The following is a 22,410-nucleotide window of genomic DNA, read 5'->3' on the forward strand; positions in this document are numbered from 1 at the left end:
GCACAGAGGCCCGATCGCTAGGATCGGTGGTGATGATGATCCCCTCCACGACAGACACTCCCCCCGACCCCGTGCCGCTTCCCGACTGGGTGACGGCGCTGCTCGGCTGGCTCGGAGCGGCCGGCATGAAGGTGCTCGCCGTCGCGATCATCATCGTGTCGTGCGTGGTGATCGGCCTCGTGCTTCGCGTCGTCATCCGGCGCGTGGTGCACCGCATCGTCGACAGCGCCAAGAACAAGGCGTCCGTCGACGACACACAGGCGCTCGAGCGCTCGCCACTTGCCGACATGCGACTGGTGCAGCGCACCCGCACCCTCGGTACGATCCTGCAGAACATCGTCAACGTGATGCTGGTCGTGATCGCGATCGTGCTCATCGTGAACGCCATCGACAACAGCCTGCTCGGTTCGCTCACCCTCCTCACCGCCGCCGTCGGTGCCGGCCTCGGTTTCGGCGCCCAGAACATCGTCAAGGATGTGCTCAACGGGATCTTCATCGTCGCGGAGGACCAGATCGGTATCGGCGATGTGGTCGACCTCGGTCTCGCGAGCGGTGTGGTCGAGTACGTCAGCGTGCGCATCACGCAGGTGCGCGACGTCAACGGAACCCTCTGGTACGTGCGCAACGGCGAGGTCACCCGCATCGGCAACATGTCACAGGGATGGGCACGCTCCATCATCGACATCGGGGTGCCGGCGGACTCGGACCTCGAACAGGTCGAGCACATCATGCTCGAGACCGCGCAAGGGCTGTCGAAAGATCCGAAGTGGCGCACCCGCATCATCGAGAAACCGGAGCTGTGGGGGCTCGAATCCATCGACGGCGATGCGCTCGTCGTCCGCATCGTCATCAAGGCCCGTGCGAACGCGAAGGACGACGTGGCCCAAGAGCTGCGTCGTCGCTTGCGTGCCGCGCTCCTCGAGAAGGAGATCGGCGTGCCCCGGATGGTCGATGTGGTGCCGACGGGGCTCGACGGCGCCCGTCGGGTACGAGGAGCGAACCCACCCAGGACCCGTCCGAACGCGGTCACGGGCGTGCCGATCATCCCCGATCGTGGGATCTGGCGCCGCAAGAAGCCGAATGATGACGGGAGCCCTCAGAAGTGACGTTCTACGACGAGATCGGCGGGCATGAGACCTTTCGGAAGATCGTCTCGGTGTTCTACCGCGAGGTCGCGCTCGACCCCGTGATGAAGCCGATGTACCCCGAGGAGGATCTCGGACCGGCGGAGGATCGGCTCCGGATGTTCCTCGAGCAGTACTGGGGAGGGCCGACGACCTATGGCGAGACGCGAGGGCACCCGCGACTCCGCATGCGACACATGCCCTTCCACATCGACGCCGATGCCCGCGATCGTTGGCTTCGTCACATGAGGACCGCGGTGGACGAGGCGCAGTTGTCTCCTCTGCACGAAACGACGCTGTGGGACTACCTGGAGCGCGCCGCCTATGCCATGGTGAACACACTCGAGCCTTCCGGCATCGGCGCCGGTCCCGGCGGCCGTCCCACGCTCGAGACCCGCTCACGTCAGGAATCAACGGAGAACTCATGACGACAACGCCCCTGTCCACAGACGTCCTGGTGATCGGATGGGGGTTGGCCGGCCTGGTGGCCGCCGCAGAAGCGCTCGCGGGTGGGAGACGCGTGATCGTCGTCGACCAGGAGCCACGCACGAACCTCGGTGGACAGGCGTGGTGGTCCTTCGGCGGTCTGTTCTTCATCGACTCCCCCGAGCAGCGGCGCTTCGGCATCAAGGACTCCCTGGAACTCGCCACTCAGGACTGGTTCGGAAACGCCGGCTTCGACCGGCCGGAGGACGAGTGGCCTCGCCGTTGGGCCGAGGCCTACCTGCAGTTCGCTGCCGGCGAGAAGCGCGCCTGGTTGCGAGAGCGCGGCGTCGGTTTCTTCCCGGTGGTGGGCTGGGCTGAGCGAGGAGGCTACGGCGCCATCGGTCCCGGCAACTCCGTCCCGCGGTTCCACATCACCTGGGGTACCGGTCCGGGGATCGTGGCCCCTTTCGCGGCGGCTGTCGAACAGGGCGAGCGGGAGGGACGGCTCACGGTCCTCCCCCGACACCGCGTGACGGAACTGCTCGCGGTGGACGGGACCGTCACCGGAGCGCGAGGCGACGTCCTCGCGACGAGCGGATCCAGCCGCGGTGTGCCGTCCTCCCGCGACGTCATCGGCGAGTTCGAGATCACGGCGACGGCGACCATCGTCTCGTCGGGCGGCATCGGAGGAAACCACGACCTCGTCCGCGCAGCCTGGCCGGCGCGCCTCGGTACCGCGCCGGAGCACATGCTCACCGGGGTACCGGCATACGTCGACGGATCGATGCACGGTGTGAGCGAAGCTGCCGGCGCCCGGCTGATCAACGGCGACCGGATGTGGCACTACGTCGAAGGCATCACGAACTGGGACCCGGTGTGGCCGTCACACGGCATCCGTATCCTCCCCGGCCCCTCCTCGCTCTGGCTCGACGCGACGGGTAAACGACTCCCTGTCCCCCTGTTTCCCGGATTCGACACCCTCGGAACGCTGGAGCACCTGCGCACGACCGGTCACGACCATTCCTGGTTCGTCACGTCACGCCAGATCGTCGAGAAGGAATTCGCACTTTCCGGCAGCGAGCAGAATCCCGATCTCACCGGCAAGGACGTCGGTCTCCTGGTGAGATCGCGCCTGGCCAAGGGACCGACCGGGCCTGTGCAGTCGTTTCTCGACGAGGGCGAGGACTTCATCGTGGAGAACGACCTGGAAACGCTGCTCGAACAGATGCAGCGGCATCCGGGCGGGGAGCTCCTCGACATCGACAACGTCCGGCGCGAGGTGCTCGCCCGCGACCGCGAGATGCAGAACGATTTCACGAAGGATGCGCAGATCGGGATGCTCCGATCGATGCGCAGCTACCGGGGCGACAAGCTGATCCGTACCGCTGCACCGCATCGTCTCCAGGATCCTGCGGCCGGACCGCTCGTCGCCGTGAAGCTGCACGTGCTCACGCGGAAGTCTCTGGGCGGAATCAACACCGACCTCGAGGGCCGCGCTCTGAACCCGGCCGGAGAGCCGATCCCGGGGCTCTATGCGGCAGGCGAGGCGAGCGGCTTCGGTGGCGGGGGCGTGCACGGCTACCGGGCCCTCGAAGGCACGTTCCTCGGCGGTTGCCTGTTCTCGGGACGGACGGCGGGGCGGGCAGCGGCACTCGCGGGCTGAGGCACGTTCCGAGAGCGCCGGTTCCAGCTTTCCGGATGATGCCGTTCCGGGGCTCCCTCCTGCCTGTTCGGGCTACCCCGAAGAAGTGTGTGCGTCACTCGAATCGCTCGATGTTCGTCCCTACTGTGGGCTCGTGCGCCTCCTCCCCGTTCTCGGTCTCCTGTCCGTTCTGATCCCGGGCACCGCGGTTCCCGCCGCCGCGACTTCCGCCCCACTCTCCTCCGACGCCACCGTGCAGGCCTACGTGGATGCGTTCGCGACACCGGGCATAGCTGCGGCGGTGGTCTCCGACGGAGGCGTCGAGCTGATCGTGCGCGGTCGGGATGGGGACGGGCGCACGATCACCCCGCACACGCTGTTTCGGATCGCTTCGATGAGCAAGTCGATGACGGCCACGGCGGTCATGCTGCTCGTTCAGGACAGCAAGATCGCGCTCGACGACCGGGTGATCGACACACTGCCGGAGTTCACCATGGCCGACGAGCGCTATGAGGAGGTCACGATACGGCAGCTGCTGTCGCACACCTCCGGACTCTCGCTGCGAACCAACCCCGAGTTCGCGCTCCCCGCACCACGGACGACCGAGGCGGTCGTGGCCGAGCTCCGCGATCGGCGGCTGGTGGCCGAGCCCGGCGCCCGATTCGAGTATCACAACACCAATTACTCGATCGCGGCGCGCGTCGTCGAAGTCGTCTCCGGCCAGTCGCTGGACGACTTCCTCCGGCAGCGCCTCTTCGTCCCGCTCGGCATGCTCGACACACGGAGCGTCGTTGCCTGCGATCAGGCGGTCGACCGACTCGCCCCCGGCTTCTCCGTCGTACTCGGACTCGCCTACGTCATGCCGGAGATGCCCGGACGCTGCGGGGGGAACGGAGGTGTGGTGTCTACGCTCGCCGACATGGTGCGGTGGCTTCGGTTCCAGCAGGGCGATGTCGGAGCGGGCGTCCTGGATCGCATACTGCTCGAGGAGCTCCATGCCTCTCAGCGGGGCGCGGAGTCCTACGCCCTCGGCTGGCAACGCGCCGCTCCGGGCGGAGGCGACGCCCCCGGCTTCGTCTCCCACGGCGGCACATTGGCCACGTTCACCGGTTCGATGGCATTCGCTCCCGAGACGGGCCGAGCGGCAGTGGTGCTGACGAACGGCGTCGGCTCCCCCGGCGAGCTGGTGCAGAACCTGATCGACGGTGCCGGCGGGGTGGCGACGAAGCCGTATGAGAATCCGCTGAACATCGTCAACGGGATCCTGTCGGCTCTCGCTGTGATCGCTCTGATCCTTCTCCTGGTGACCGCACTTCGTGCTCCGCGGTGGGCGGCGCGGAGACGCGCAGCGCGAAGACCACGCGTCTGGCTTCGTCTGGTCCCGCTGACGCTCGTCATCGTGGTGGGCCTGTTCGTCCCGCTCGCACCGGCATTGCTCGGAGGATCGGTCGAATGGCAGTACTGGGTATTCGACCTCTGGCTGTTCCCGCTCCTCGACGTTCTCGGGATCGTGCTCGTGCTGGGGGGAATCAGTGCTCTGGTGAGCAGGATCGTCGCGCTCCGAGTCGTGCCGGTCGCGTTACGGGGACGCCTGCGCGCTTCGCGTCAGTCGAGCACGCCGGTCTGACGCACGCTCGTGAGGCCAGAGGCGACCGGTCCCCGAGAGAGCACATGCCCGCGCCGGAAGGCGAGTCGCGTCCATCGCCCGGATCGAGTCACCGGTACCTGCTCCTCGCCGGAGATGAAACCCATCGCGTCCGCGGCGAAGGCGACCCCTCTCGGCAGACCCTCGAGCTCCTCGTCCGGCTCACCCCAGATCGCGGCACGCAGCGCCCGCACGGCTTCTTCTCCGGCGCCCGGCGTCGCGCCTCGGGCGACGGCGGAAATGCCCCACTGTGCTCGTCGGGCCAGCGTCGAGGCGTCGAGGACGACTGACCGTTCCCATGCACCGCGAGGCGGAGCGATGCCGGCCCAGGCCGGAGAGAGGCCCGTATCCGGGAGGGTCAGGCGATCGAGTCCGTCGGTCTGCGTGAGTTGGTCGACGACGACATCGCACTCGAGTTCGGGGTCGGCATGGACGATGCGCATCGCGAGGATCGTCGGCGTCTGATCGAACAGACCGTGTGGTGCCAGGGCCGCCGTCGTGAGCGCGAGGACTCCCCCCGTCGCCTGCAGTCGTACGCCCTCGTCGCTGATTCTGGCGGCTCGCCCCACGAATGTCAGAACGTCTTTCGCCGTGTCGGCGTCGGCGAGGAGAAGGTGATGCGGCACGCGTTCTAAACTACCAACGGAGCGGCGTCCCGGGGCGCGGAGAGGAATCCATGAGCGCGGAAGAACACGCCATCCAGACCGTCGAGCGACTGCTCGAGGTCCTCGATCTCGATTCGACCCAGGCACGGACCACCGAGGACATCTTTACCGGTTCGTCGCACCCGATGCCCAGCGGGCGGATCTACGGTGGACAGGTTCTCGCCCAGGCGCTCCTCGCTGCGGAACGCACTCTTCCCGAAGATCGGGCGGTGCACTCGATGCATGGATACTTCCTGCGCCCCGGCGATGCGAGTCAGGGCATCACGATCTCGGTCGACCGTATTCATGACGGGCGCTCATTCTCGACACGCCGTGCCCAGGCATACCAGAACGGCGTACCCATCTTCTCGATGATCGCCTCGTTCCAGGATGCGGATCCCGGCGTCGAGCATGCGTCGTCGATGCCCGAGGGCATCCCCGAGCCTGAGGCCCTCCAGCCGGACGAGGACCGTGTACAGGGACTCCCCGGCGGCACGGCGCGGATGCTGAGCGACCGAGCGGCTGATGTCCGCCATGTCGACTCGCCGATGTATCTGCCGAGCGACGATGCCCGCACACCGCAGCAGGCCGTGTGGATGCGCCTTCGCGCGCCGCTTCCGGACGACCAGCGTCTGCACCGCGCAGCGCTCGCCTACCTCAGCGACATGACGATCCAGGAGTCGATTCTTCGCGCCCACGGGGTCTATTGGGCGCTCCCCGGCCTCAAGGTCGCGAGTCTCGATCACGCGATGTGGTGGCACCGCCCTGCTCGCGTGGATGAGTGGCTGCTCTACGTACAGGAGTCCCCCAACGCCCGCGGAGGCCGCGGACTCGCCACCGGACGGATCTTCACACGCGACGGCACCCTGGTGGCGAGTGTCGCCCAGGAGATCATGATCAGGGTTCCCGACGGCCAGGACTGATTTATCCGCTCAGACGCTCGTCGTGCTGCGGGTCTGCCCGGGGGGCCGTGCTCTGGTGCACGCCGGCGGTACGTGTGGCGGTCAGCGGTGGCTGTACTCGATCGATTCGCCGACGTACGGATCCCACGCGTCGCGCATCTCCTGGGTGAGACGGGTGGGACGTCCGGTCTTCGCATCGACGAGCACGATGATCGCCGTGGAGCGGGCGTAGATCTGACGCGGCGCCGCCGTGGGATCGTTGTGCACCTCGTAGCAGACCTCGACGCTGGATCCGCCGAGCTTGCCGAACCACATCTGCACTTCGAGCGGTCGCCGCTGGTAGGGCACCGGCGCGAGGTACTCGATCTCCTGTCGCGCGATGAGGGTGAGGATCCCCTCATCGATACCCGAGTCGAGCACCGCGGTGGATGGTGCCTCTTCGCCGGGGCCTGCACGCCAGAACGCTCGCACACGAGCTTCCTCGAGCAGCTTCAGCATCGAGGTGTTGTTGACGTGGTTGAACGCATCCAGATCGCCCCAGCGGAGCTGGATCGGGATGTGCAGGCGGGGCCCCGGCGTCGCAGTCACGAGGTGCTCAGTCGCGCGTCAGCTTGCGGTGCGTCGAACGGTGCGGCTTTGCCGCATCGGCTCCGAGGCGTTCGATCTTGTTCTCCTCGTACGCCTCGAAGTTGCCCTCGAACCAGTACCACTGGTCCGGCTTCTCGTCGGTGCCCTCGTAGGCGAGGATGTGCGTGGCGATGCGGTCGAGGAACCACCGGTCGTGGGTGATGACCACGGCGCATCCGGGGAATTCGAGCAGAGCGTTCTCGAGCGAGCTGAGGGTCTCGACATCCAGGTCGTTCGTCGGCTCGTCGAGGAGCAGCAGGTTACCGCCCTCCTTGAGCGTCAGCGCGAGGTTCAGGCGGTTGCGTTCTCCACCGGAGAGCACCCCGGCCTTCTTCTGCTGGTCCGGCCCCTTGAAGCCGAACTTCGAGACGTACGCCCTGGACGGGATCTCGGTCTTGCCGACGGTGATGTAGTCGAGGCCGTCGGAGACGACTTCCCACAGCGTCTTGTTCGGGTCGATGTTGGAGCGCGACTGGTCGACGTAGCTGATCTTGACCGTCTCACCGATCTTCAGATCTCCGCCGTCCAGAGGCTCGAGGCCCACGATGGTCTTGAACAACGTCGTCTTTCCCACGCCGTTCGGACCGATGACGCCGACGATACCGTTCGGCGGCAGGCTGAAGCTCAGGCCGTCGATGAGCGAGCGCCCGTCGAAGCCCTTCTTCAGGTTCTTGGCCTCGATGACGACGCTTCCGAGTCGAGGACCGGCGGGAATCTGGATCTCCTCGAAATCCAGCTTCCTGGTGCGCTCGGCCTCGGATGCCATCTCCTCGTAGCGGGCGAGACGTGCCTTCGACTTCGTCTGGCGACCCTTCGCGCTGGAGCGCACCCACTCCAGCTCCTCCTTGAGGCGCTTGGCGAGCTTGGCGTCCTTCTTGCCCTGGATCTCGAGGCGCTCGCCCTTCTTCTCCAGGTACGTCGAGTAGTTGCCCTCGTAGCCGATCAGGCGACCGCGGTCGACCTCGGCGATCCACTCGGCCACGTGGTCGAGGAAGTACCGGTCGTGGGTGATCGCGATGACGGCACCCTTGTACGCCTGCAGGTGCTGCTCGAGCCACAGCACGCTCTCGGCGTCGAGGTGGTTGGTCGGCTCGTCGAGAAGCAGGAGATCGGGCTTCTGCAGGAGCAGCTTCGCCAGCGCCACTCGACGCTTCTCGCCACCGGAGAGAGGCGCGATCGCGGCGTCTCCCGGCGGGGTGCGGAGCGCATCCATGGCCTGGTCGAGCTGCGAGTCGAGGTCCCAGCCGTCGGCCGCGTCGATCTCTTCCTGGAGCGAACCCATCTCGGCGAGGAGTGCGTCGAAGTCGGCATCGGGATCGGCCATCAGCGCCGAGATCTCGTTGAAACGGTCGAGCTTCGCCTTGATCGCGATGCCGTCCTGGATGTTCTCGAGCACGGTCTTCGTCTCGTCGAGCTCCGGCTCCTGCATCAGGATGCCGACAGTGAACCCCGGGGAGAGCTTCGCCTCACCGTTCGACGGAGTGTCGAGACCCGCCATGATCTTGAGGATCGTCGACTTGCCCGCGCCGTTGGGACCGACCATGCCGATCTTGGCCCCGGGGAGGAACGCCATGGTCACGTCGTCGAGGATGAGCTTCTCGCCCACTGCCTTGCGCGCACGAACCATCGAGTAGATGTACTCAGCCACCGAAAACCGCTCCTTCTGTTGGCGTCGAAGATCGACACTCCAGCCTACCGGCCCCCTGGCGTGTCACCAGTCGATCGGACGTGTGGTGCCGACCAGGCATCGCCCTTCGGCGAGTTGCGGGAGGACCGCGGTGACGACCTGCCCGGTGGACGGGCCGACCTGGCCGACCAAGCACTCGTCTTGACCCCACCGCACCGAGAACTGCAGGCTCTCCGCCGGGTTGCCGACGGTGGTCTGATCCTGGGTCACCTGCATCGACTCGCGATCGAACCCTGCGCCGATCAGCGCGTCGATGTAGGCACGGCCGGAACCGCGCTGATCTGTCGCCCAGATGCCCTCCGCAGTCGCGGTGAACACCGGCAGGTTGTCCTCTGCGCTGCCGTCGGGAACGAGCACGGGAGCAGACGGCGCCGTCGAGTCCGCATCGGGAGTTGCCGAACTCGACGGAGACGCCGTCGGTGCAGGTTCCGGAACGCAGCCCGAGAGCAGAAGAGCAGAGACGGCCGTGACCGCCAGAACGCCGGCTGCACGCGCCGGTGAGGAGACCGATCGACGAAGCACGTGCCGAGTCTACGTCGCCTTCCTCCCGCCTCAGCGTGAACCGGCCGACGGCCGACACCCGACGCTCTCGGAATCCGGTGCGCGTCAGTCGCTCGCCGCTATCCTCGACGCCGGATCCGCCCACGAGAGGTCGAATGCCGCAGACTCCGACTCTGCGGCGTGTACAGGGGCTCCTTCCTCTGCAGAGTGAGCGCTCGGCGCGTCGGAGCTTGCCTCCGCGATCCCGGTCTGCGGCCGCGGCTGCGGTCGATACGCCGTGGTCCCCCACCGCAGATCGTGACCGATCGCCTCTGCTTCGACATCGACACTTGTGCCATGTTTGCCGTTGCTCTCCCAATTCCGGATCTTCAGCCGACCTGTCACGATCACCGCGTCACCCGTCCGCAGGGACGCCTTGGCGTTCTCGCCGAGCTGCCGGAACGCCGCCACCGAGTACCAGTTGGTCCCCGAGTCTGTCCAAGCCTGGGCGGCGGGGTCGAATCGTCGGTGGGTGCTGGCGAGACGGAAGTTGGTGACCGCCACACCTCCTGCGGTCTGCACCTGTGTCGGGTCGGTGGCGACTCTTCCCACGATGGTCAGCGTGTCGATCATGTTGCTCGTCCTCTCGTCTCCGGATCCCTTCCGGTCTTTCCAGCGTGCGCGGCCACGACGGAGGCGGGGAGCCCGAAACGCGAAGTCGGTGGAGAGACCGAGGCAATTGACCTCTGTGGAGAGAAACCCCCGATGAGGACGAGAGGACTGCGCGCGAGGGAATGTCGGTGGTCGGTCATATCTTCGAATCACGAAAGGAGCACCGATGTCCGACAGCATGATCACCTCTCTTCCCGAAGTCCCCTTCGCCACGCCTCGACTCTCGTCTCCGCGAGAGCATCTCGTCCGCGCAGCCGATCATCTCTGGAGGGTCCAGGACCAGAGAGAGCATGTCCTCGGACATCTGCGCATCGTCCCGGACCCGCTCGGTGTCCGGTACCGGGCGGAGAGGCTGCATCTCGCAACCGGCGTGTTCCGTGTGGTCGGCGAGTTCTGGCGTGTCGATGACGCTGTCGCGGTGCTGCGCTATTCCTGACGGTGGTCGCCGCCGCGACGCATGGCGTCGATCCGGGAGAGGTCGCGCTCCGCACATGAGATCGTCTCTCGTCGGATCGATCATCCGTCGGAGCGAACATTCTCGAACGCCGACACCGTGAAGTGCCCCCGGCAGGATTCGAACCTGCGACCAAGAGATTAGAAGGCTCCTGCTCTATCCCCTGAGCTACGGAGGCGCACGACTCTAGAGTATCGCGGTCGCGCAGACGATTCACGAGTCACACTCCGGCCGGTGATGTCGGGGGCGTCGATAGTATGGCGAGATGGTATCTGCGTCCGAGAATGATCGTCTCGTATGGATCGACTGCGAGATGACGGGACTCGATCTCGCGGTCGACGAACTCGTCGAGATCGCCGTCGTCATCACCGACTTCGAGCTCAACCCGATCGACCCCGGATTCCAGGTGGTGATACGCCCCACCGAAGCCGCGCTCGCGCACATGAACGATTTCGTCACGAAGATGCATGAGACATCGGGCCTGATCGAGGAGATCCCCGGTGGCGTGTCGCTGGAGGAGGCGGAGTCCCAGACACTGGCGTACATCAAGCGCTTCGTGCCCCTCGAGCGCAAGGCTCCATTGGCCGGTAACACGATCGGGACGGACCGCATGTTCCTGGCCAAATACATGCCGCAGGTGGATCAGTGGCTGCATTACCGCAATGTCGACGTCTCCAGCATCAAGGAACTGTCGCGACGCTGGTACCCGCGGGTCTTCTTCCAGGCTCCGCCCAAGGACGGAGGGCACCGCGCCCTCGCCGACATCCTGGAGTCGATCCGAGAGCTCCGGTACTACCGCGAGGCGGTGTTCGTCGATGAGCCGGGACCGTCCAGCGACGAAGCTCGCGAGATCGCTGCACGTACGGTGTCCGAGTTCACTCCGAACATGTAATAGACTCGTATGGTTGCCTGCTCCGGCAGGCACATGGTGGGTATAGCTCAGCTGGTAGAGCGCTGGCTTGTGGTGCCGGATGTCGCGGGTTCGAGTCCCGTTACTCACCCCACTGAAGAAGGCCCGAATCGCGAGATTCGGGCCTTCTTCGCGTCTACGCGCGGCTGGTACCCCTCCCCCGACGCCCTAGACTGACGACGTGTCACTCGCGGTCTGGTTCTCGTTGCTGACCGCGTCCGTCGTGATCAGCTTCACGCCTGGGGCTGGGGCGATCAACACGATGTCGAATGCGATGAACCAGGGCTGGCGGCGCTCGATCTGGGGCATCATCGGCCAGCAGATCGCGTTGATCGTCCACGTCGCGATCGTGGCTGCCGGTGTCGGGCTCCTGGTGTCGCGTTCGGAAGTGCTGTTCAACGGCATCCGCTATGCCGGGGCCGCCTACCTGGTGTTCCTCGGGATCCGCCTCATCCTCGCGAAGCCCGCGGTCGTGGTCGACGACGATCCCCTGCCGGTAGACAGCCGCGAGAGCCACTGGTCGATGATCCGCCGCGGTTTCTGGGTCAATCTCCTGAACCCGAAGGCGATCGTGTTCTTCCTCGCGTTCATTCCGCAGTTCGTCAGGTTGGACGAGCCTCCGCTCCCCCAATACCTCACGCTCATCGTCACCGTGATCGTCGTCGACGTGATCGTGATGTGGGGATTCTTCGCTGCAGCCGCACGTCCGTTCCGTCGACTCACGCGAACCGCACGTGGACAGCGCATCCTCAACACCGTGTTCGGCGCCCTGTTCATCGCGGTGGCCGCGATCCTCGTTCTCCTGCACTGACCTCCCTCGGGCCCTAGGCTGAGGGGGATGGACATGGATGCCGCCGCCTTCGAAGAGCTCGTGATCGATGAGCTCGACCAGTTGCCCGACGACATGGTCGAAGGGTTGGAGAACGTCGTGTTCGTGGTGGAGGATCGGCCGGAGGACGGCAGCCTCGATCTGCTCGGCCTCTACGACGGGCTGGCGCTGACCGATCGGACCCAGTACGGGATGGGCGAGTTGCCCGATCGCATCGTGGTCTATCGCGAGCCGCACCTGGCCCAATGCGAGAACGAGCAAGAGCTCCGCGACGAGATCCACACCACGTTGGTGCATGAGATCGCGCATTTCTATGGCATCGACGACGAGCAGCTGCATGAGATGGGTTGGGCATGACGATCCCCGCCGCAGTTCCCGATCTCGATGAGGCGACCGATCTGAGCGCCGCTCCCCTGGAGCCGTGGCAGGTGGTCGTCTGGAACGACCCCGTCAATCTGATGAGCTACGTGGTCCGCGTCTTCCGCACGTATTTCGGATACTCGCTCGACCACGCGACGACGCTGATGCTCGCCGTGCACCACGACGGACACGCCATCGTGGCGACGGGGCCGCGCGAGACCATGGAGGTCCACGCGCAGGCCATGCACGACTACGGCCTGTGGGCCACGGTCAGGAAGGCCTCACAGTGACCAGGGACGCCGTCATCGTCACGATCACCGGGATCGAGGAGCTCCACCTCGCGAAGCTCGTGGACGATTTCATCGAGCTCCTCGCGACTTCGCGGGAGGTCGGGGACCCCGCCATCGACCGATTGACGCCGACTCCCTACCCCGACGATGCGGACTCCGCCGCCGAGTTCGCCGAAAGCACGAGGGATGATCTCCTCGATCGACGGCTCGCCGATGCGCGCCGGACACGTGGGTCTCTCGGAGACGTCACCGGTGACGACCTCGCCGAGGCAGAAGCGCTGCGGACGCGGGAGATGACCGTGCCCGTGGAGGACGTCGACGCCTGGCTCCGAACGCTCACGGCTATTCGCCTCGTCATAGCCACGCGGCTCGGGATCACGACCGACGAACAGACCGCCACGGATGGGCGTCACGATGTGTACGACTGGCTCGGATACCGTTTGGAACTTCTCATCCAGGCTGCAGACGAAGCGGATGAGGGCCGGAAGGTCTAAGGAACCTCGACGATTCTCGTAGCGAGGGATCGAGGGTCGTCCCGCTCGATGTGTCGGCGTTCCTGTGCCGCCCAACGGTCCCAGTGCGGCCGATAGGCGTCCCCATCGCGTGCCAGGGCACGCGCCTTCCTCGATGCCTCCGCCGACTCCACCCATACCCTGACATCGGCGAGGGCGGCGGTCGAGGGGCGGAGGATCCCGCTGCCCTCGATGATGACTCCGAGGGCCGGGTCGACGGCGTGGCTCTCCGCCTCGGTGCGGTCCTCCCAGTCCCATCGCCGCCAGGTGCCGAGATACCCGCGGCCGTGCGGACGGAGGATCCAGTCGAGGGCGCGCTCAGCGCCTTCATCGAGTCCGTCCCAGCCCGGGTAGATGGAATCCAACGCGATGAGCTGTACGTGACCGACCACGGGCCAGCGACGCACCAACAGGGAGGCGAGGGACGACTTTCCCGCACCGCTGCCGCCATCGATGAGCACGACGGGGTTCGCGGCGGCGACGGCACGGACATCCCGCTCGATCAGCGTCGCGGCCAGCTCCAGCGCGGCAGCGACCGGATCGTCACTTCTTGAGGGCACGGATGATGCGAGTGAGCGCCCGTCCGGCGACCCAGACGAACGGCACGGCGACGACGAGCAACGTGACGATGTTCGGCTCGAAGCGCAGACCTTCCTCGCGACGCACGTAGACCCCGACCGGGACGGAGACACCGCCACCGCCACCACCCTCGCCACCGTCTCCGCTGCCTCCGCCGAAGCCCGAGTAGGTGAATGCCACCGGAGTGATGCTCACACCGTCGACATCCTGCGGCTCCCCGTACGCGCTCTTCACGCCGAAGGACGCAGCTTGCTTTCCGAGTTCCAGTGCAATGTTCGGCATACCCCCACGCTAGTCGAGGAACCGCGCGCGCGTGCGATCAATCCAGGCCGTGGGCCTTCGGATGTTGGGCGGCACCGCGGCCGTCCCCGCGGCCGATGTGTCGCGCGCGGCTGATCGTCGCTGTTCCGAACCTGGCCACGGCCTCGTCGACTGCCCCCTCGACTCTGCGCCAGTCCTCGTCGTCGTCCCACAGCCCGAGACCGCCGCCGCCGGCCGGACGCAGGTTCTCGGCTCTGACGCCGACGAGACGCACGGGATCGCGTCGGTCGATCTGCTCGAACAGAGCCTGCGCAGCCTCGCCGATGCGCTGCCCGACCGCGGTGGGCTCGCTCAGCGTCTGAGAGCGACTCAGGGTGCGGAAGTCGTCGAAACGGATCTTGATGGCGACGGTCGACGTCTCCCACTCGGCGCGGCGGAGACGTGCGGCGACACGGTCAGCGAGCCGCAGGAGCTCCGCGCGGAGGAACGGACGATCGAGGATGTCCGTATCGAAGGTCTCCTCATGACCGATGCTCTTCTCCACGCGCACCGTGTCGACGGCGCGCGCATCCTCACCCATCGCGAGCTGAGCGAGGCGCGCGCCCAGGGCGGGGCCGACCGCACGCTCGATCATCTCGCGCGGAGCCTCGCGCACATCTCTGACGGTACGGATACCGCGTGCCTCCAGCGCCTCGGCAGCCTTCGGCCCGACGCCCCACATCGCGCGGACCGGACGTGGCGCGAGGAACTCGAGCGTGTCCTTCGCGGCGACGACGAGCATGCCGTCGGGCTTGGAGATCGTCGATGCCATCTTGGCGACGTGCTTGGTGGCCGCGACTCCGACGCTGCAGGTGATGCCGACCTCATTGAGCACACGCCCCCGGATGAGCTCTGCGATGTGCGCAGGGCTGCCCCAGAGCCGTCGCACGCCCTGCACATCGAGGAACGCCTCGTCGACCGACAACGGCTCGACGAGCGGGGTGAACGATTCGAAGATCGCCATCACCTGCCGGGAGACCTCCTGATATCGATGGAAGTGCGGCGGCACGATGCGCGCGGAGGGACACAGGCGCAGCGCCTGCGATACCGGCATCGCTGCGCGTACGCCGTATCGGCGGGCCTCGTAAGACGCACTCGAGACGACCGAGCGGCCGTCCGGTGCGCCGATGATCAGCGGAAGCCCCCGGAGCGTGGGATCGTCGAGGACCTCGACAGCCGCGTAGAACGCGTCCATGTCGACATGGAGGATGCGCGTCCCGGTGTCGTCGGCGTCGGAGGCGGAGACGATCCGTCCCGTGCCGTCACCGTGTCCCATACGACCATTCTCCCCCGGGCCTCCGACAGGAGGCCCGGGGCCACGCGCTACTGGGCAGCGCGCTCGAGGATGAGTTCACGGACGCGCGCCGCGTCCGCCTGGCCCTTCATGGCCTTCATGACGGCGCCGATGACAGCGCCGGCGGCCTGGACCTTGCCGTCCTTGATCTTCGCCATCACATCCGGCTGGGCCGCGAGAGCCTCGTCGATCGCAGCGATCAGCGCGCCGTCGTCCGACACCACGGCGAGGCCACGGGCGTCGACGACCTCCTGCGGAGTGCCTTCCCCCGCGATGACGCCTTCGAGCACCTGGCGGGCGAGCTTGTCGGTGAGCGTGCCCGCGTCGACCAGCTGCTGCAGTGCGGCGACGTTCTCCGGGCTGATCAGCTCGGTGGCTTCCTTCTCCTGCGCGTTCGCGAGACGGGAGATCTCCCCCGTCCACCACTTGCGGGCGGTCGCAGGTGCCGCACCGGCGGCGATGGTCGCCTCGACCACTTCGAGCAGGCCTCCGTTGCGCACGTCCTGGAACTCCAGGTCGGTGAAGCCCCACTCCGTCATCAGGCGACGACGGCGGGCGACAGGCTGCTCGGGAAGAGCCGCGCGCAGCTCCTCGATCAGCTCGGCGGCCGGCTCCACGGGCAGCAGGTCGGGCTCCGGGAAGTAGCGGTAGTCGTCGGCGTCCGACTTCGGACGACCCGGCGATGTCGTACCGGTGTCCTCGTGCCAGTGCCGCGTCTCCTGCGTGATCGTGCCGCCATCGGCGAGGATCTGCGCCTGGCGCTGGATCTCGTACTTCACGGCCCGCTCGACCGAACGCATGGAGTTGACGTTCTTCGTCTCGGTGCGGGTGCCGAGCTTGTCGGTGCCACGCGGACGCAGAGAGACGTTGGCGTCGCAGCGCAGGTTTCCGCGTTCCAACCGGGCCTCGGAGATTCCGAGACCACGGACGATGTCACGGATCGCCTGCACGTAGGCCTTGGCGACCTCCGGTGCGCGGTGCTCGGTGCCGTAGATGATGTTCGTCACGATCTCCACCAGTGGCACGCCCGCACGGTTGTAGTCGACGAGCGAGTACTCGGCACCCTGGATGCGTCCGGTCGCCCCACCCATGTGGGTGAGCTTTCCGGCGTCCTCCTCCATGTGAGCGCGCTCGATCGGGATCGTGATGAGTGTCCCGTCCTCGAGCTCGACCTCGACCGAACCGTCATAGGCGATCGGCTCGTCGTACTGCGAGATCTGGTAGTTCTTGCCGAGATCCGGGTAGAAATAGTTCTTCCGCGCGAACCGGCTCGATTCCGCGATCGAGCAACCGAGAGCGAGACCCAGGCTGATCGACGAACGGATCGCCGTCTCGTTCACGACCGGAAGTGACCCCGGCAGACCGAGGTCGACGGGCGCGATCAGCGTGTTCGGCTCAGCGGCGTGGAAGGCCTCGTTGGCCGGGTTCGGCGCATCGGAGAACATCTTCGTGTTGGTGTTGAGCTCGACGTGCACCTCGAATCCGAGGACCGGCTCGAACAGCTCGAGCGCCTTGTCGAAGTCCATGAGCTTGGCGGCGGCCATCAGCGCTTCCCTCCTGCGAGCTGCGGTGCGCGGGTGAGCAGCGGCGCACCCCAGGAGTCGACGAGCAGCGTCTCGAGCGCGGCGCCGACCTTGTAGAGACGTGCATCCTCCCGTGCCGGGGCGATGAACTGGATGCCGACGGGGAGTCCGTCGTCATCGGCCAGACCGCTGGGGACGGAGATGCCGGGAACGCCGGCGAGGTTCACCGGAATCGTGGTGATGTCGTTGAGATACATCTGCAGCGGGTCGTCGATCTTCTCGCCGAGCTTGAAGGCGGTGGTGGGGGCCGACGGCGTCGCGATGACGTCGACCTCGGCGAACGCATTGGCGAAGTCCTGCTGGATGAGTGTGCGGACCTTCTGCGCGCTGCCATAGTAGGCGTCGTAGTAACCGGCCGACAGTGCGTACGTGCCGAGGATGATGCGGCGCTTGACCTCGTCACCGAAGCCGGCGTCACGGGTTGCGGACATGACGTCCTCGACCGTCGGGTTTCCGTCGGGCGTCACCCGCAGACCGAAGCGCACCGAGTCGAACTTCGCGAGGTTGCTCGAGGCCTCCGCGGGGAGGATCAGGTAGTACGCAGCCACGCCGTACTCGAAATGCGGAGCACCGATCTCGACGATCTCCGCGCCCTGAGCCTCCATGAGCGCGAGAGCATTGCGGAAGGATGCGGCGACGCCGGGCTGGAAGCCGCTGTCCGGCAGTTCGCGGATCACGCCGACCTTGAGACCCTTGAGCACGTCTCCGCGCGCACCCTCGCGAGCCGCCTCGGCGAACGAGGGCCACGCGTCGCGCAACGACGTCGAGTCCTTCGGGTCGTGGCCGCCGATCGCGTCATGCAGCAGCCCCGAGTCGAGGACCGTCCGCGAGACGGGGCCGACCTGGTCGAGGCTGGAGGCCAGGGCGATCGCGCCGTAGCGGCTCACGCCGCCATACGTCGGCTTGACGCCGACCGTGCCGGTCACGTGCGCGGGCTGACGGATCGAGCCGCCCGTGTCGGAGCCGAGAGCGAGCGGTGCCTCGAATGCGGCGACAGCGGCAGCCGAACCGCCACCGGAACCGCCGGGGATGCGGTCGAGGTCCCAGGGGTTGTGCGTGGGGCCGTATGCGGAGTGCTCGGTGGAGGACCCCATGGCGAACTCGTCCATGTTGGTCTTGCCGAGCGGGACGAGTCCCGCGGCGCGTGAACGCGCGACGACCGTGGCGTCGTAGGGAGAGCGATAGCCCTCGAGGATGCGCGAGCCGCTGGTGGTCGGCTGGTCGGTCGTGACGAGGACGTCCTTGATCGCGAGAGGAACGCCGGCGAGCGGTCCGAGGGCCTCGCCGGCGGCGCGACGGGCGTCGATGGCCGCGGCGGCCTCGAGCGCTCCATCGTTGATGTGGAGGAAGGCGTGGACGTCGCCGTCCACGGCGGCGATGCGATCGAGGTGCGCCTGGGTCGCCTCGACGCTGGAGACCTCGCGAGAGGCCAGCTTCGCTGCCAGATCCGCCGCATCGAGTCGGATGATGTCGCTCACTGCTCTTCTCCCAGGATCGCGGTCACGCGGAAGCGGCCGTCGGCGGCATCCGGGGCGTTCTGGAGCACCTGCTCGTGCGTGAGCGTCTGGCCGACCACATCGGGACGGAACACATTGCTCAGTGGGATCGGGTGGCTCGTCGCCACGACGTCGGCGGTCGCGACCTCCGACATCTTCGCGATGTTGTCGACGATGGCGTCGAGCTGGCCCGTGAGCCGCGACACCTCGTCGTCGTTCAGCTGGATGCGTGCGAGCACACCGAGATGGCGCACGAGTTCAGGGGTGATTTCAGACACTCCCCCAGTCTAGTTGGCGCGCTCCCCGGTCCCATGCCCCACGAGCAGCTCGACATATGCTGGGCGGGTGAGCACGTTCCAGCCCCCTCGCCCGTGGGTCGCCAGCTACGCCGCAGGCGTCCCGGAAGACCTCGCCCCGGTCGACGGATCACTCGTCGACATCGTCGCCGCGTCGGCGCGGGACTACCCCGATGCCCCCGCGCTGCAGTTCTTCGGGCGTGAGACGACATACGCACAGCTGCAATCAGCGATCGACCGCGCGGCGACGGGGCTGCGGGATCTCGGCGTCCGCGCCGGCGACCCTGTGGCCATCGTGCTGCCGAACTGCCCGCAGCACATCGTGGCCTTCTACGCGGTGCTGCGACTCGGCGCCGTCGTCGTCGAGCACAACCCGCTCTACACGCCTCGTGAGCTGCGCAAGCAGTTCGAGGACCATGGAGCGAAACACGCGATCGTGTGGAACAAGGTCGTCTCCACGGTGCAGGAGTTCCCGGCGGACCTCGCAGTGACGAACCTCATCTCCGTCGACGTGACGCGCGCCATGCCGTTCCTCACGCGCTTCGCCCTGCGTCTCCCCGTCGCGAAGGCTCGCGACTCCCGCGCGGCCCTCACGGCCAAGGTGCGCGGCACGGTCGTCTGGGACTCGCTGGTCGCTTCCGACCCTCTGCCGGAGACGCACCCGAAGCCGGGAACCGACGATCTGGCGATCATCCAATACACCTCCGGAACGACCGGAACGCCGAAGGGGGCGGCGCTCACACACCGCAACCTGCTGGCGAACGCTGCCCAGTCGCAGGCCTGGGTGCCGTCGATCCGACGCGGCAACGGTTGCGTCGTGTACGCGGTCCTTCCCATGTTCCACGCATACGGACTCACGCTCTGTCTGACGTTCGCGATGTCGATGGGGGCTCGACTCGTGCTCTTCCCCAAGTTCGATCCGGACCTCGTGCTCGATGTCGTCAAAAAGCACCCCGCCACGTTCCTGCCGCTGGTACCGCCCATAGCCGACCGCCTTCTCGCCGCGGCCGAGGCGAAGGGCGTGTCGCTCGAGGGCATCGAGGTCGCGATCTCCGGCGCGATGGCGCTGCCACATGAACTGGTCGTCCCCTTCGAGGAGGCCACCCACGGATATCTCGTCGAAGGCTACGGGCTGAGCGAGTGCTCCCCTGTCCTGATGGCGAACCCGGTGGCGGACAACCGCGTTCCCGGAACCGTCGGGCTTCCCCTGCCCGGAACCGAATGCCGCGTGGTGGATCCGGAGAACCCTGGTGAGGATATGCCGTCGGGCTCTGCCGGGGAGCTCGTCGTGCGCGGGCCGCAGGTGTTCTCGGGGTACTACGGCAAGCCGGAGGAGACGGAGGCGGTCTTCGTCGACGGCTGGTACCGTACCGGCGACATCGTCACGATCGACGAGGCCGGCTTCGTTCGCATCGTCGATCGCATCAAGGAGCTCATCATCACGGGCGGCTTCAACGTCGCACCCACCGAAGTGGAGAACGCCCTGCGCCAGCACCCGCAGGTCGCGGATGCCGCGGTCATCGGTCTGCCGAGCGAGCACTCCGGTGAAGAGGTCGTCGCCGCGATCGTCATCGATCAGGGAACCGACGTGGACGTCGAGGCCGTTCGTGAGTTCGCGCGCAGCATCCTCACCCCCTACAAGGTCCCCCGCCGCATCTTCGTGGTGGACGAACTCCCGAAGTCGCTGATCGGTAAGGTGCTCCGGCGCCAGGTCAAGGAGAAGCTCGTGGCGCTGAACACCGGTGCCTGAGGACGCCCTCACAGGCGGCGGACGCCGCAGCGCGCTACCCTTGGGAAGTGACCCCTGAAGATGCAGTGCTGACCGACGCCCCCGACGAATCTCCCGCGACCCCTGGATTCGAGGAGCTCGGCATCACCGGGCCCGTCCTCAAAGCCATCAAAGACCTCGGCTATGAGACGCCGTCGCCCATCCAGGCGGCCACCATCCCGACGCTCCTGGCTGGGCGCGATGTCGTCGGCATGGCGCAGACCGGTACCGGGAAGACCGCGGCCTTCGCCCTCCCCGTGCTCGAGCGCCTCGATGTCTCCCAGAAGACCCCGCAAGCTCTCGTGCTCGCACCCACCCGTGAGCTCGCGCTCCAGGTCTGCGAGGCGTTCGAGTCGTACGCCTCCAAGATGAAGGGCGTGCACGTGCTCCCCGTCTACGGCGGGCAGGGCTACGGCGTGCAGCTGTCGGCCCTGCGCCGCGGCGTCCACGTGATCGTCGGCACGCCGGGCCGCATCATGGACCACCTCGCCAAGGGCACGCTCGACCTGTCTCAGCTGCAGTACCTCGTGCTCGACGAGGCCGACGAGATGCTGAAGATGGGCTTCGCCGAAGACGTGGAGCAGATCCTCGCGCAGACACCCGAGGAGAAGCAGGTCGCGCTGTTCTCCGCGACGATGCCGCCGCAGATCCGCCGTCTCGCCCAGAAGTACCTGCGAGACCCCGAAGAGATCAGCATCAAGTCCAAGACCGCGACCGGCACCAACATCACGCAGCGCTACCTCGTCGTGTCGTACGCGCAGAAGGTCGATGCGCTCACCCGGATCCTCGAGGTCGAGAACTTCGACGGAATGATCGTCTTCGTCCGTACGAAGAACGAGACCGAGACCCTGGCGGAGAAGCTGCGCGCCCGTGGCTACTCGGCCGCAGCCATCAACGGCGACGTGCCTCAGGTGCAGCGTGAGCGCAGCGTGAACCAGCTCAAGGACGGCAAGCTCGACATCCTGGTCGCGACCGATGTGGCCGCGCGAGGACTCGACGTCGAGCGCATCAGCCACGTCGTCAACTTCGACATCCCCACCGACACCGAGTCCTATGTGCACCGCATCGGTCGCACGGGCCGCGCCGGACGATCGGGCGACGCGATCAGCTTCATCACCCCGCGCGAGCGCTACCTCCTGAAGCACATCGAGAAAGCGACGCGTCAGCAGCCGGCCCAGATGCAGCTCCCGAGCACGGAAGATGTGAACACCACGCGTCTGAACCGCTTCGACGATGCGATCACCACGGCGCTGTCGGAGACCGGGCGCATCGAGGCGTTCCGCGACATCGTGGCGCACTACGTGCGTCACCATGATGTCCCTGAGGGTGACGTGGCCGCCGCTCTGGCTGTCGTGGCGCAGGGTGACAAGCCGCTGCTGCTCGACCCCGCCAACGATCCGCTCACCAAGGCGGTAGAAGCAGACAACCGTCCCCCGCGCGAGCGCACGGGACGCGATGCTCGTGAGCCGCGTACGGAACGACGCGGGCGTGGCGACTACACCGCCTACCGCATCGAGGTCGGACGACGTCACCGTGTCGAACCCCGCCAGATCGTCGGGGCCCTCGCCAACGAGGGCGGTCTGGGACGCGACGACTTCGGTGCGATCAACATCCGTCCGGACTTCTCGACGGTCGAGCTGCCATCGAACCTGGATCCGTCTGTCCTCGAGAAGCTGCGCGACACGCGCATCTCGGGACGCCTGATCGAGATCAAGCCCGACCGCGGTCCCGGGGGCGCACGCCGCACCGGCGGCCCTCGGGAGGCCGGCGGCCGGGGTGACCGTTTCGAGCGTCGGGACCGCGATGATCGGCCGGCGCGCGACACGCGTGACGAGAAGCCGTACCGCAAGCCGCGCCACAAGAGCTGACCACCCTCGCGCGCGGAACGGA

24 protein-coding genes and 2 tRNA genes are annotated in these 22,410 nt (G+C 66.9%); 14 read left to right on the plus strand and 12 right to left on the minus strand.

What is annotated here, in order from left to right; translation table 11 throughout:
* The first annotated feature begins 32 nt into the window (after positions 1 to 32).
* The 4 genes from ABDC25_RS09170 to ABDC25_RS09185 all read left to right on the plus strand — a co-directional run bounded on the left by ABDC25_RS09170 (position 33) and on the right by ABDC25_RS09185 (position 4,819).
* Complete coding sequence (locus tag ABDC25_RS09170; RefSeq protein WP_167254162.1) at positions 33 to 1,106, plus strand: mechanosensitive ion channel domain-containing protein; 1,074 nt, start codon at positions 33 to 35, stop codon at positions 1,104 to 1,106.
* On the plus strand, positions 1,103 to 1,552 hold the full coding sequence (locus ABDC25_RS09175) for a globin (protein ID WP_021200519.1): 450 nt from the start codon (positions 1,103 to 1,105) through the stop codon (positions 1,550 to 1,552). Before ABDC25_RS09170 ends, ABDC25_RS09175 begins: the two co-directional genes overlap by 4 nt.
* Entirely contained in the window at positions 1,549 to 3,213 is a 1,665-nt protein-coding gene (locus ABDC25_RS09180; RefSeq protein WP_347125891.1) for an FAD-binding dehydrogenase, read from the plus strand. The genes ABDC25_RS09175 and ABDC25_RS09180 overlap by 4 nt, the downstream gene beginning before the upstream one ends.
* 133 nt (positions 3,214 to 3,346) lie before the next feature.
* Entirely contained in the window at positions 3,347 to 4,819 is a 1,473-nt protein-coding gene (locus ABDC25_RS09185) for a serine hydrolase domain-containing protein (RefSeq protein ID WP_347125893.1), read from the plus strand.
* On the opposite strand, the gene ABDC25_RS09190 is transcribed toward ABDC25_RS09185, so the two are convergent.
* Complete coding sequence (locus ABDC25_RS09190) at positions 4,798 to 5,463, minus strand: hypothetical protein (protein ID WP_347125895.1); 666 nt, start codon at positions 5,461 to 5,463, stop codon at positions 4,798 to 4,800. The two genes, ABDC25_RS09185 and ABDC25_RS09190, sit on opposite strands and share 22 nt — an antisense overlap.
* A gap of 50 nt (positions 5,464 to 5,513) precedes the next feature.
* Here ABDC25_RS09190 and ABDC25_RS09195 point away from each other — a divergent pair, with 50 nt between their 5' ends.
* Positions 5,514 to 6,404: an acyl-CoA thioesterase II gene (locus tag ABDC25_RS09195; protein ID WP_021200515.1), complete on the plus strand. Its 891-nt coding sequence runs from the start codon at positions 5,514 to 5,516 to the stop codon at positions 6,402 to 6,404.
* An 81-nt stretch (positions 6,405 to 6,485) separates the two neighbouring features.
* Here the strand turns inward: ABDC25_RS09195 and ABDC25_RS09200 are convergent, their stop codons facing one another.
* The 4 genes from ABDC25_RS09200 to ABDC25_RS09215 form a co-directional block, all read right to left on the minus strand.
* On the minus strand, positions 6,486 to 6,971 hold the full coding sequence (locus ABDC25_RS09200; protein WP_021200514.1) for a thioesterase family protein: 486 nt from the start codon (positions 6,969 to 6,971) through the stop codon (positions 6,486 to 6,488).
* Between the two features lie 7 nt (positions 6,972 to 6,978).
* Positions 6,979 to 8,658 (minus strand): energy-dependent translational throttle protein EttA, encoded by a 1,680-nt coding sequence (gene ettA / locus ABDC25_RS09205; protein ID WP_017830677.1) that lies wholly within the window; start codon positions 8,656 to 8,658, stop codon positions 6,979 to 6,981.
* 63 nt (positions 8,659 to 8,721) lie between these two features.
* Positions 8,722 to 9,219 (minus strand): hypothetical protein, encoded by a 498-nt coding sequence (locus ABDC25_RS09210; RefSeq protein WP_029265415.1) that lies wholly within the window; start codon positions 9,217 to 9,219, stop codon positions 8,722 to 8,724.
* 84 nt (positions 9,220 to 9,303) lie between these two features.
* Entirely contained in the window at positions 9,304 to 9,810 is a 507-nt protein-coding gene (locus ABDC25_RS09215) for a single-stranded DNA-binding protein (RefSeq protein WP_347125898.1), read from the minus strand.
* A 205-nt stretch (positions 9,811 to 10,015) separates the two neighbouring features.
* Between ABDC25_RS09215 and ABDC25_RS09220 the strand changes: the two genes are divergently transcribed.
* The gene (locus tag ABDC25_RS09220; RefSeq protein WP_029259185.1) at positions 10,016 to 10,285 is read left to right on the plus strand and encodes a hypothetical protein; all 270 of its coding nucleotides are present in this window, start codon (positions 10,016 to 10,018) and stop codon (positions 10,283 to 10,285) included.
* A gap of 123 nt (positions 10,286 to 10,408) precedes the next feature.
* On the opposite strand, the gene ABDC25_RS09225 is transcribed toward ABDC25_RS09220, so the two are convergent.
* Positions 10,409 to 10,481: transfer RNA gene (locus ABDC25_RS09225), tRNA-Arg, on the minus strand.
* An 87-nt stretch (positions 10,482 to 10,568) separates the two neighbouring features.
* Here ABDC25_RS09225 and orn point away from each other — a divergent pair.
* From orn to ABDC25_RS09255, 6 genes are all read left to right on the plus strand, one after another.
* Positions 10,569 to 11,195 carry an oligoribonuclease gene (orn, locus tag ABDC25_RS09230; RefSeq protein WP_021200510.1) on the plus strand — a complete coding sequence of 209 codons (627 nt, stop codon included), beginning with the start codon at positions 10,569 to 10,571 and terminating at the stop codon, positions 11,193 to 11,195.
* Between the two features lie 36 nt (positions 11,196 to 11,231).
* A tRNA-His gene (locus ABDC25_RS09235) sits at positions 11,232 to 11,307 on the plus strand.
* Positions 11,308 to 11,394: 87 nt separating this feature from the next.
* Positions 11,395 to 12,024 carry a LysE family transporter gene (locus tag ABDC25_RS09240; RefSeq protein WP_029259183.1) on the plus strand — a complete coding sequence of 210 codons (630 nt, stop codon included), beginning with the start codon at positions 11,395 to 11,397 and terminating at the stop codon, positions 12,022 to 12,024.
* Between the two features lie 27 nt (positions 12,025 to 12,051).
* Positions 12,052 to 12,399, plus strand: a complete 348-nt coding sequence (locus ABDC25_RS09245; RefSeq protein WP_029265421.1) for a metallopeptidase family protein — start codon at positions 12,052 to 12,054, stop codon at positions 12,397 to 12,399.
* Positions 12,396 to 12,692 carry an ATP-dependent Clp protease adapter ClpS gene (clpS, locus tag ABDC25_RS09250; RefSeq protein ID WP_021200507.1) on the plus strand — a complete coding sequence of 99 codons (297 nt, stop codon included), beginning with the start codon at positions 12,396 to 12,398 and terminating at the stop codon, positions 12,690 to 12,692. Before ABDC25_RS09245 ends, clpS begins: the two co-directional genes overlap by 4 nt.
* The gene (locus ABDC25_RS09255) at positions 12,689 to 13,186 is read left to right on the plus strand and encodes a DUF2017 family protein (RefSeq protein WP_297554034.1); all 498 of its coding nucleotides are present in this window, start codon (positions 12,689 to 12,691) and stop codon (positions 13,184 to 13,186) included. The genes clpS and ABDC25_RS09255 overlap by 4 nt, the downstream gene beginning before the upstream one ends.
* Here the strand turns inward: ABDC25_RS09255 and ABDC25_RS09260 are convergent.
* From ABDC25_RS09260 to gatC, 6 genes are read right to left on the minus strand one after another with little or no spacing between them, the layout of a single operon-like run.
* Positions 13,183 to 13,764, minus strand: a complete 582-nt coding sequence (locus ABDC25_RS09260; RefSeq protein WP_347125902.1) for a hypothetical protein — start codon at positions 13,762 to 13,764, stop codon at positions 13,183 to 13,185. The two genes, ABDC25_RS09255 and ABDC25_RS09260, sit on opposite strands and share 4 nt — an antisense overlap.
* Positions 13,748 to 14,065 (minus strand): hypothetical protein, encoded by a 318-nt coding sequence (locus ABDC25_RS09265; protein ID WP_021200504.1) that lies wholly within the window; start codon positions 14,063 to 14,065, stop codon positions 13,748 to 13,750. Before ABDC25_RS09265 ends, ABDC25_RS09260 begins: the two co-directional genes overlap by 17 nt.
* A gap of 37 nt (positions 14,066 to 14,102) precedes the next feature.
* The gene (gene dinB / locus ABDC25_RS09270) at positions 14,103 to 15,359 is read right to left on the minus strand and encodes a DNA polymerase IV (protein WP_347125905.1); all 1,257 of its coding nucleotides are present in this window, start codon (positions 15,357 to 15,359) and stop codon (positions 14,103 to 14,105) included.
* Between the two features lie 47 nt (positions 15,360 to 15,406).
* A complete protein-coding gene (gene gatB / locus ABDC25_RS09275; protein ID WP_167254179.1) occupies positions 15,407 to 16,921 on the minus strand; it encodes an Asp-tRNA(Asn)/Glu-tRNA(Gln) amidotransferase subunit GatB in 1,515 nt (504 codons plus the stop codon).
* Positions 16,921 to 18,438 (minus strand): Asp-tRNA(Asn)/Glu-tRNA(Gln) amidotransferase subunit GatA, encoded by a 1,518-nt coding sequence (gene gatA, locus ABDC25_RS09280; protein ID WP_021200501.1) that lies wholly within the window; start codon positions 18,436 to 18,438, stop codon positions 16,921 to 16,923. Before gatA ends, gatB begins: the two co-directional genes overlap by 1 nt.
* On the minus strand, positions 18,435 to 18,734 hold the full coding sequence (gene gatC, locus ABDC25_RS09285; protein WP_347125908.1) for an Asp-tRNA(Asn)/Glu-tRNA(Gln) amidotransferase subunit GatC: 300 nt from the start codon (positions 18,732 to 18,734) through the stop codon (positions 18,435 to 18,437). The genes gatA and gatC overlap by 4 nt, the downstream gene beginning before the upstream one ends.
* A 67-nt stretch (positions 18,735 to 18,801) precedes the next feature.
* Between gatC and ABDC25_RS09290 the strand changes: the two genes are divergently transcribed.
* Together ABDC25_RS09290 and ABDC25_RS09295 are read left to right on the plus strand one after the other, a co-directional pair.
* Positions 18,802 to 20,502 carry a long-chain-fatty-acid--CoA ligase gene (locus ABDC25_RS09290; RefSeq protein ID WP_347125910.1) on the plus strand — a complete coding sequence of 567 codons (1,701 nt, stop codon included), beginning with the start codon at positions 18,802 to 18,804 and terminating at the stop codon, positions 20,500 to 20,502.
* Positions 20,503 to 20,567: 65 nt separating this feature from the next.
* Positions 20,568 to 22,388, plus strand: a complete 1,821-nt coding sequence (locus tag ABDC25_RS09295; protein ID WP_021200498.1) for a DEAD/DEAH box helicase — start codon at positions 20,568 to 20,570, stop codon at positions 22,386 to 22,388.
* Positions 22,389 to 22,410 lie beyond the last annotated feature (22 nt).

The organism is Microbacterium sp. SY138, assembly GCF_039729145.1.
In the GTDB taxonomy this organism is placed as follows: Bacteria; Actinomycetota; Actinomycetes; order Actinomycetales; family Microbacteriaceae; genus Microbacterium; species Microbacterium maritypicum_A.

Excerpts from the sequence above, each read along its gene's own strand:
- ABDC25_RS09215 (WP_347125898.1), bottom strand. The coding sequence starts at position 9,810 with ATGATCGACACGCTGACCATCGTGGGAAGAGTCGCCACCGACCCGACA.
- orn (WP_021200510.1), top strand. The coding sequence starts at position 10,569 with ATGGTATCTGCGTCCGAGAATGATCGTCTCGTATGGATCGACTGCGAG.
- ABDC25_RS09220 (WP_029259185.1), top strand. The coding sequence starts at position 10,016 with ATGTCCGACAGCATGATCACCTCTCTTCCCGAAGTCCCCTTCGCCACG.
- clpS (WP_021200507.1), top strand. The coding sequence starts at position 12,396 with ATGACGATCCCCGCCGCAGTTCCCGATCTCGATGAGGCGACCGATCTG.
- dinB (WP_347125905.1), bottom strand. The coding sequence starts at position 15,359 with ATGGGACACGGTGACGGCACGGGACGGATCGTCTCCGCCTCCGACGCC.
- ABDC25_RS09265 (WP_021200504.1), bottom strand. The coding sequence starts at position 14,065 with ATGCCGAACATTGCACTGGAACTCGGAAAGCAAGCTGCGTCCTTCGGC.
- ABDC25_RS09180 (WP_347125891.1), top strand. The coding sequence starts at position 1,549 with ATGACGACAACGCCCCTGTCCACAGACGTCCTGGTGATCGGATGGGGG.
- ABDC25_RS09170 (WP_167254162.1), top strand. The coding sequence starts at position 33 with ATGATGATCCCCTCCACGACAGACACTCCCCCCGACCCCGTGCCGCTT.
- ABDC25_RS09245 (WP_029265421.1), top strand. The coding sequence starts at position 12,052 with ATGGACATGGATGCCGCCGCCTTCGAAGAGCTCGTGATCGATGAGCTC.
- gatB (WP_167254179.1), bottom strand. The coding sequence starts at position 16,921 with ATGGCCGCCGCCAAGCTCATGGACTTCGACAAGGCGCTCGAGCTGTTC.
- ABDC25_RS09195 (WP_021200515.1), top strand. The coding sequence starts at position 5,514 with ATGAGCGCGGAAGAACACGCCATCCAGACCGTCGAGCGACTGCTCGAG.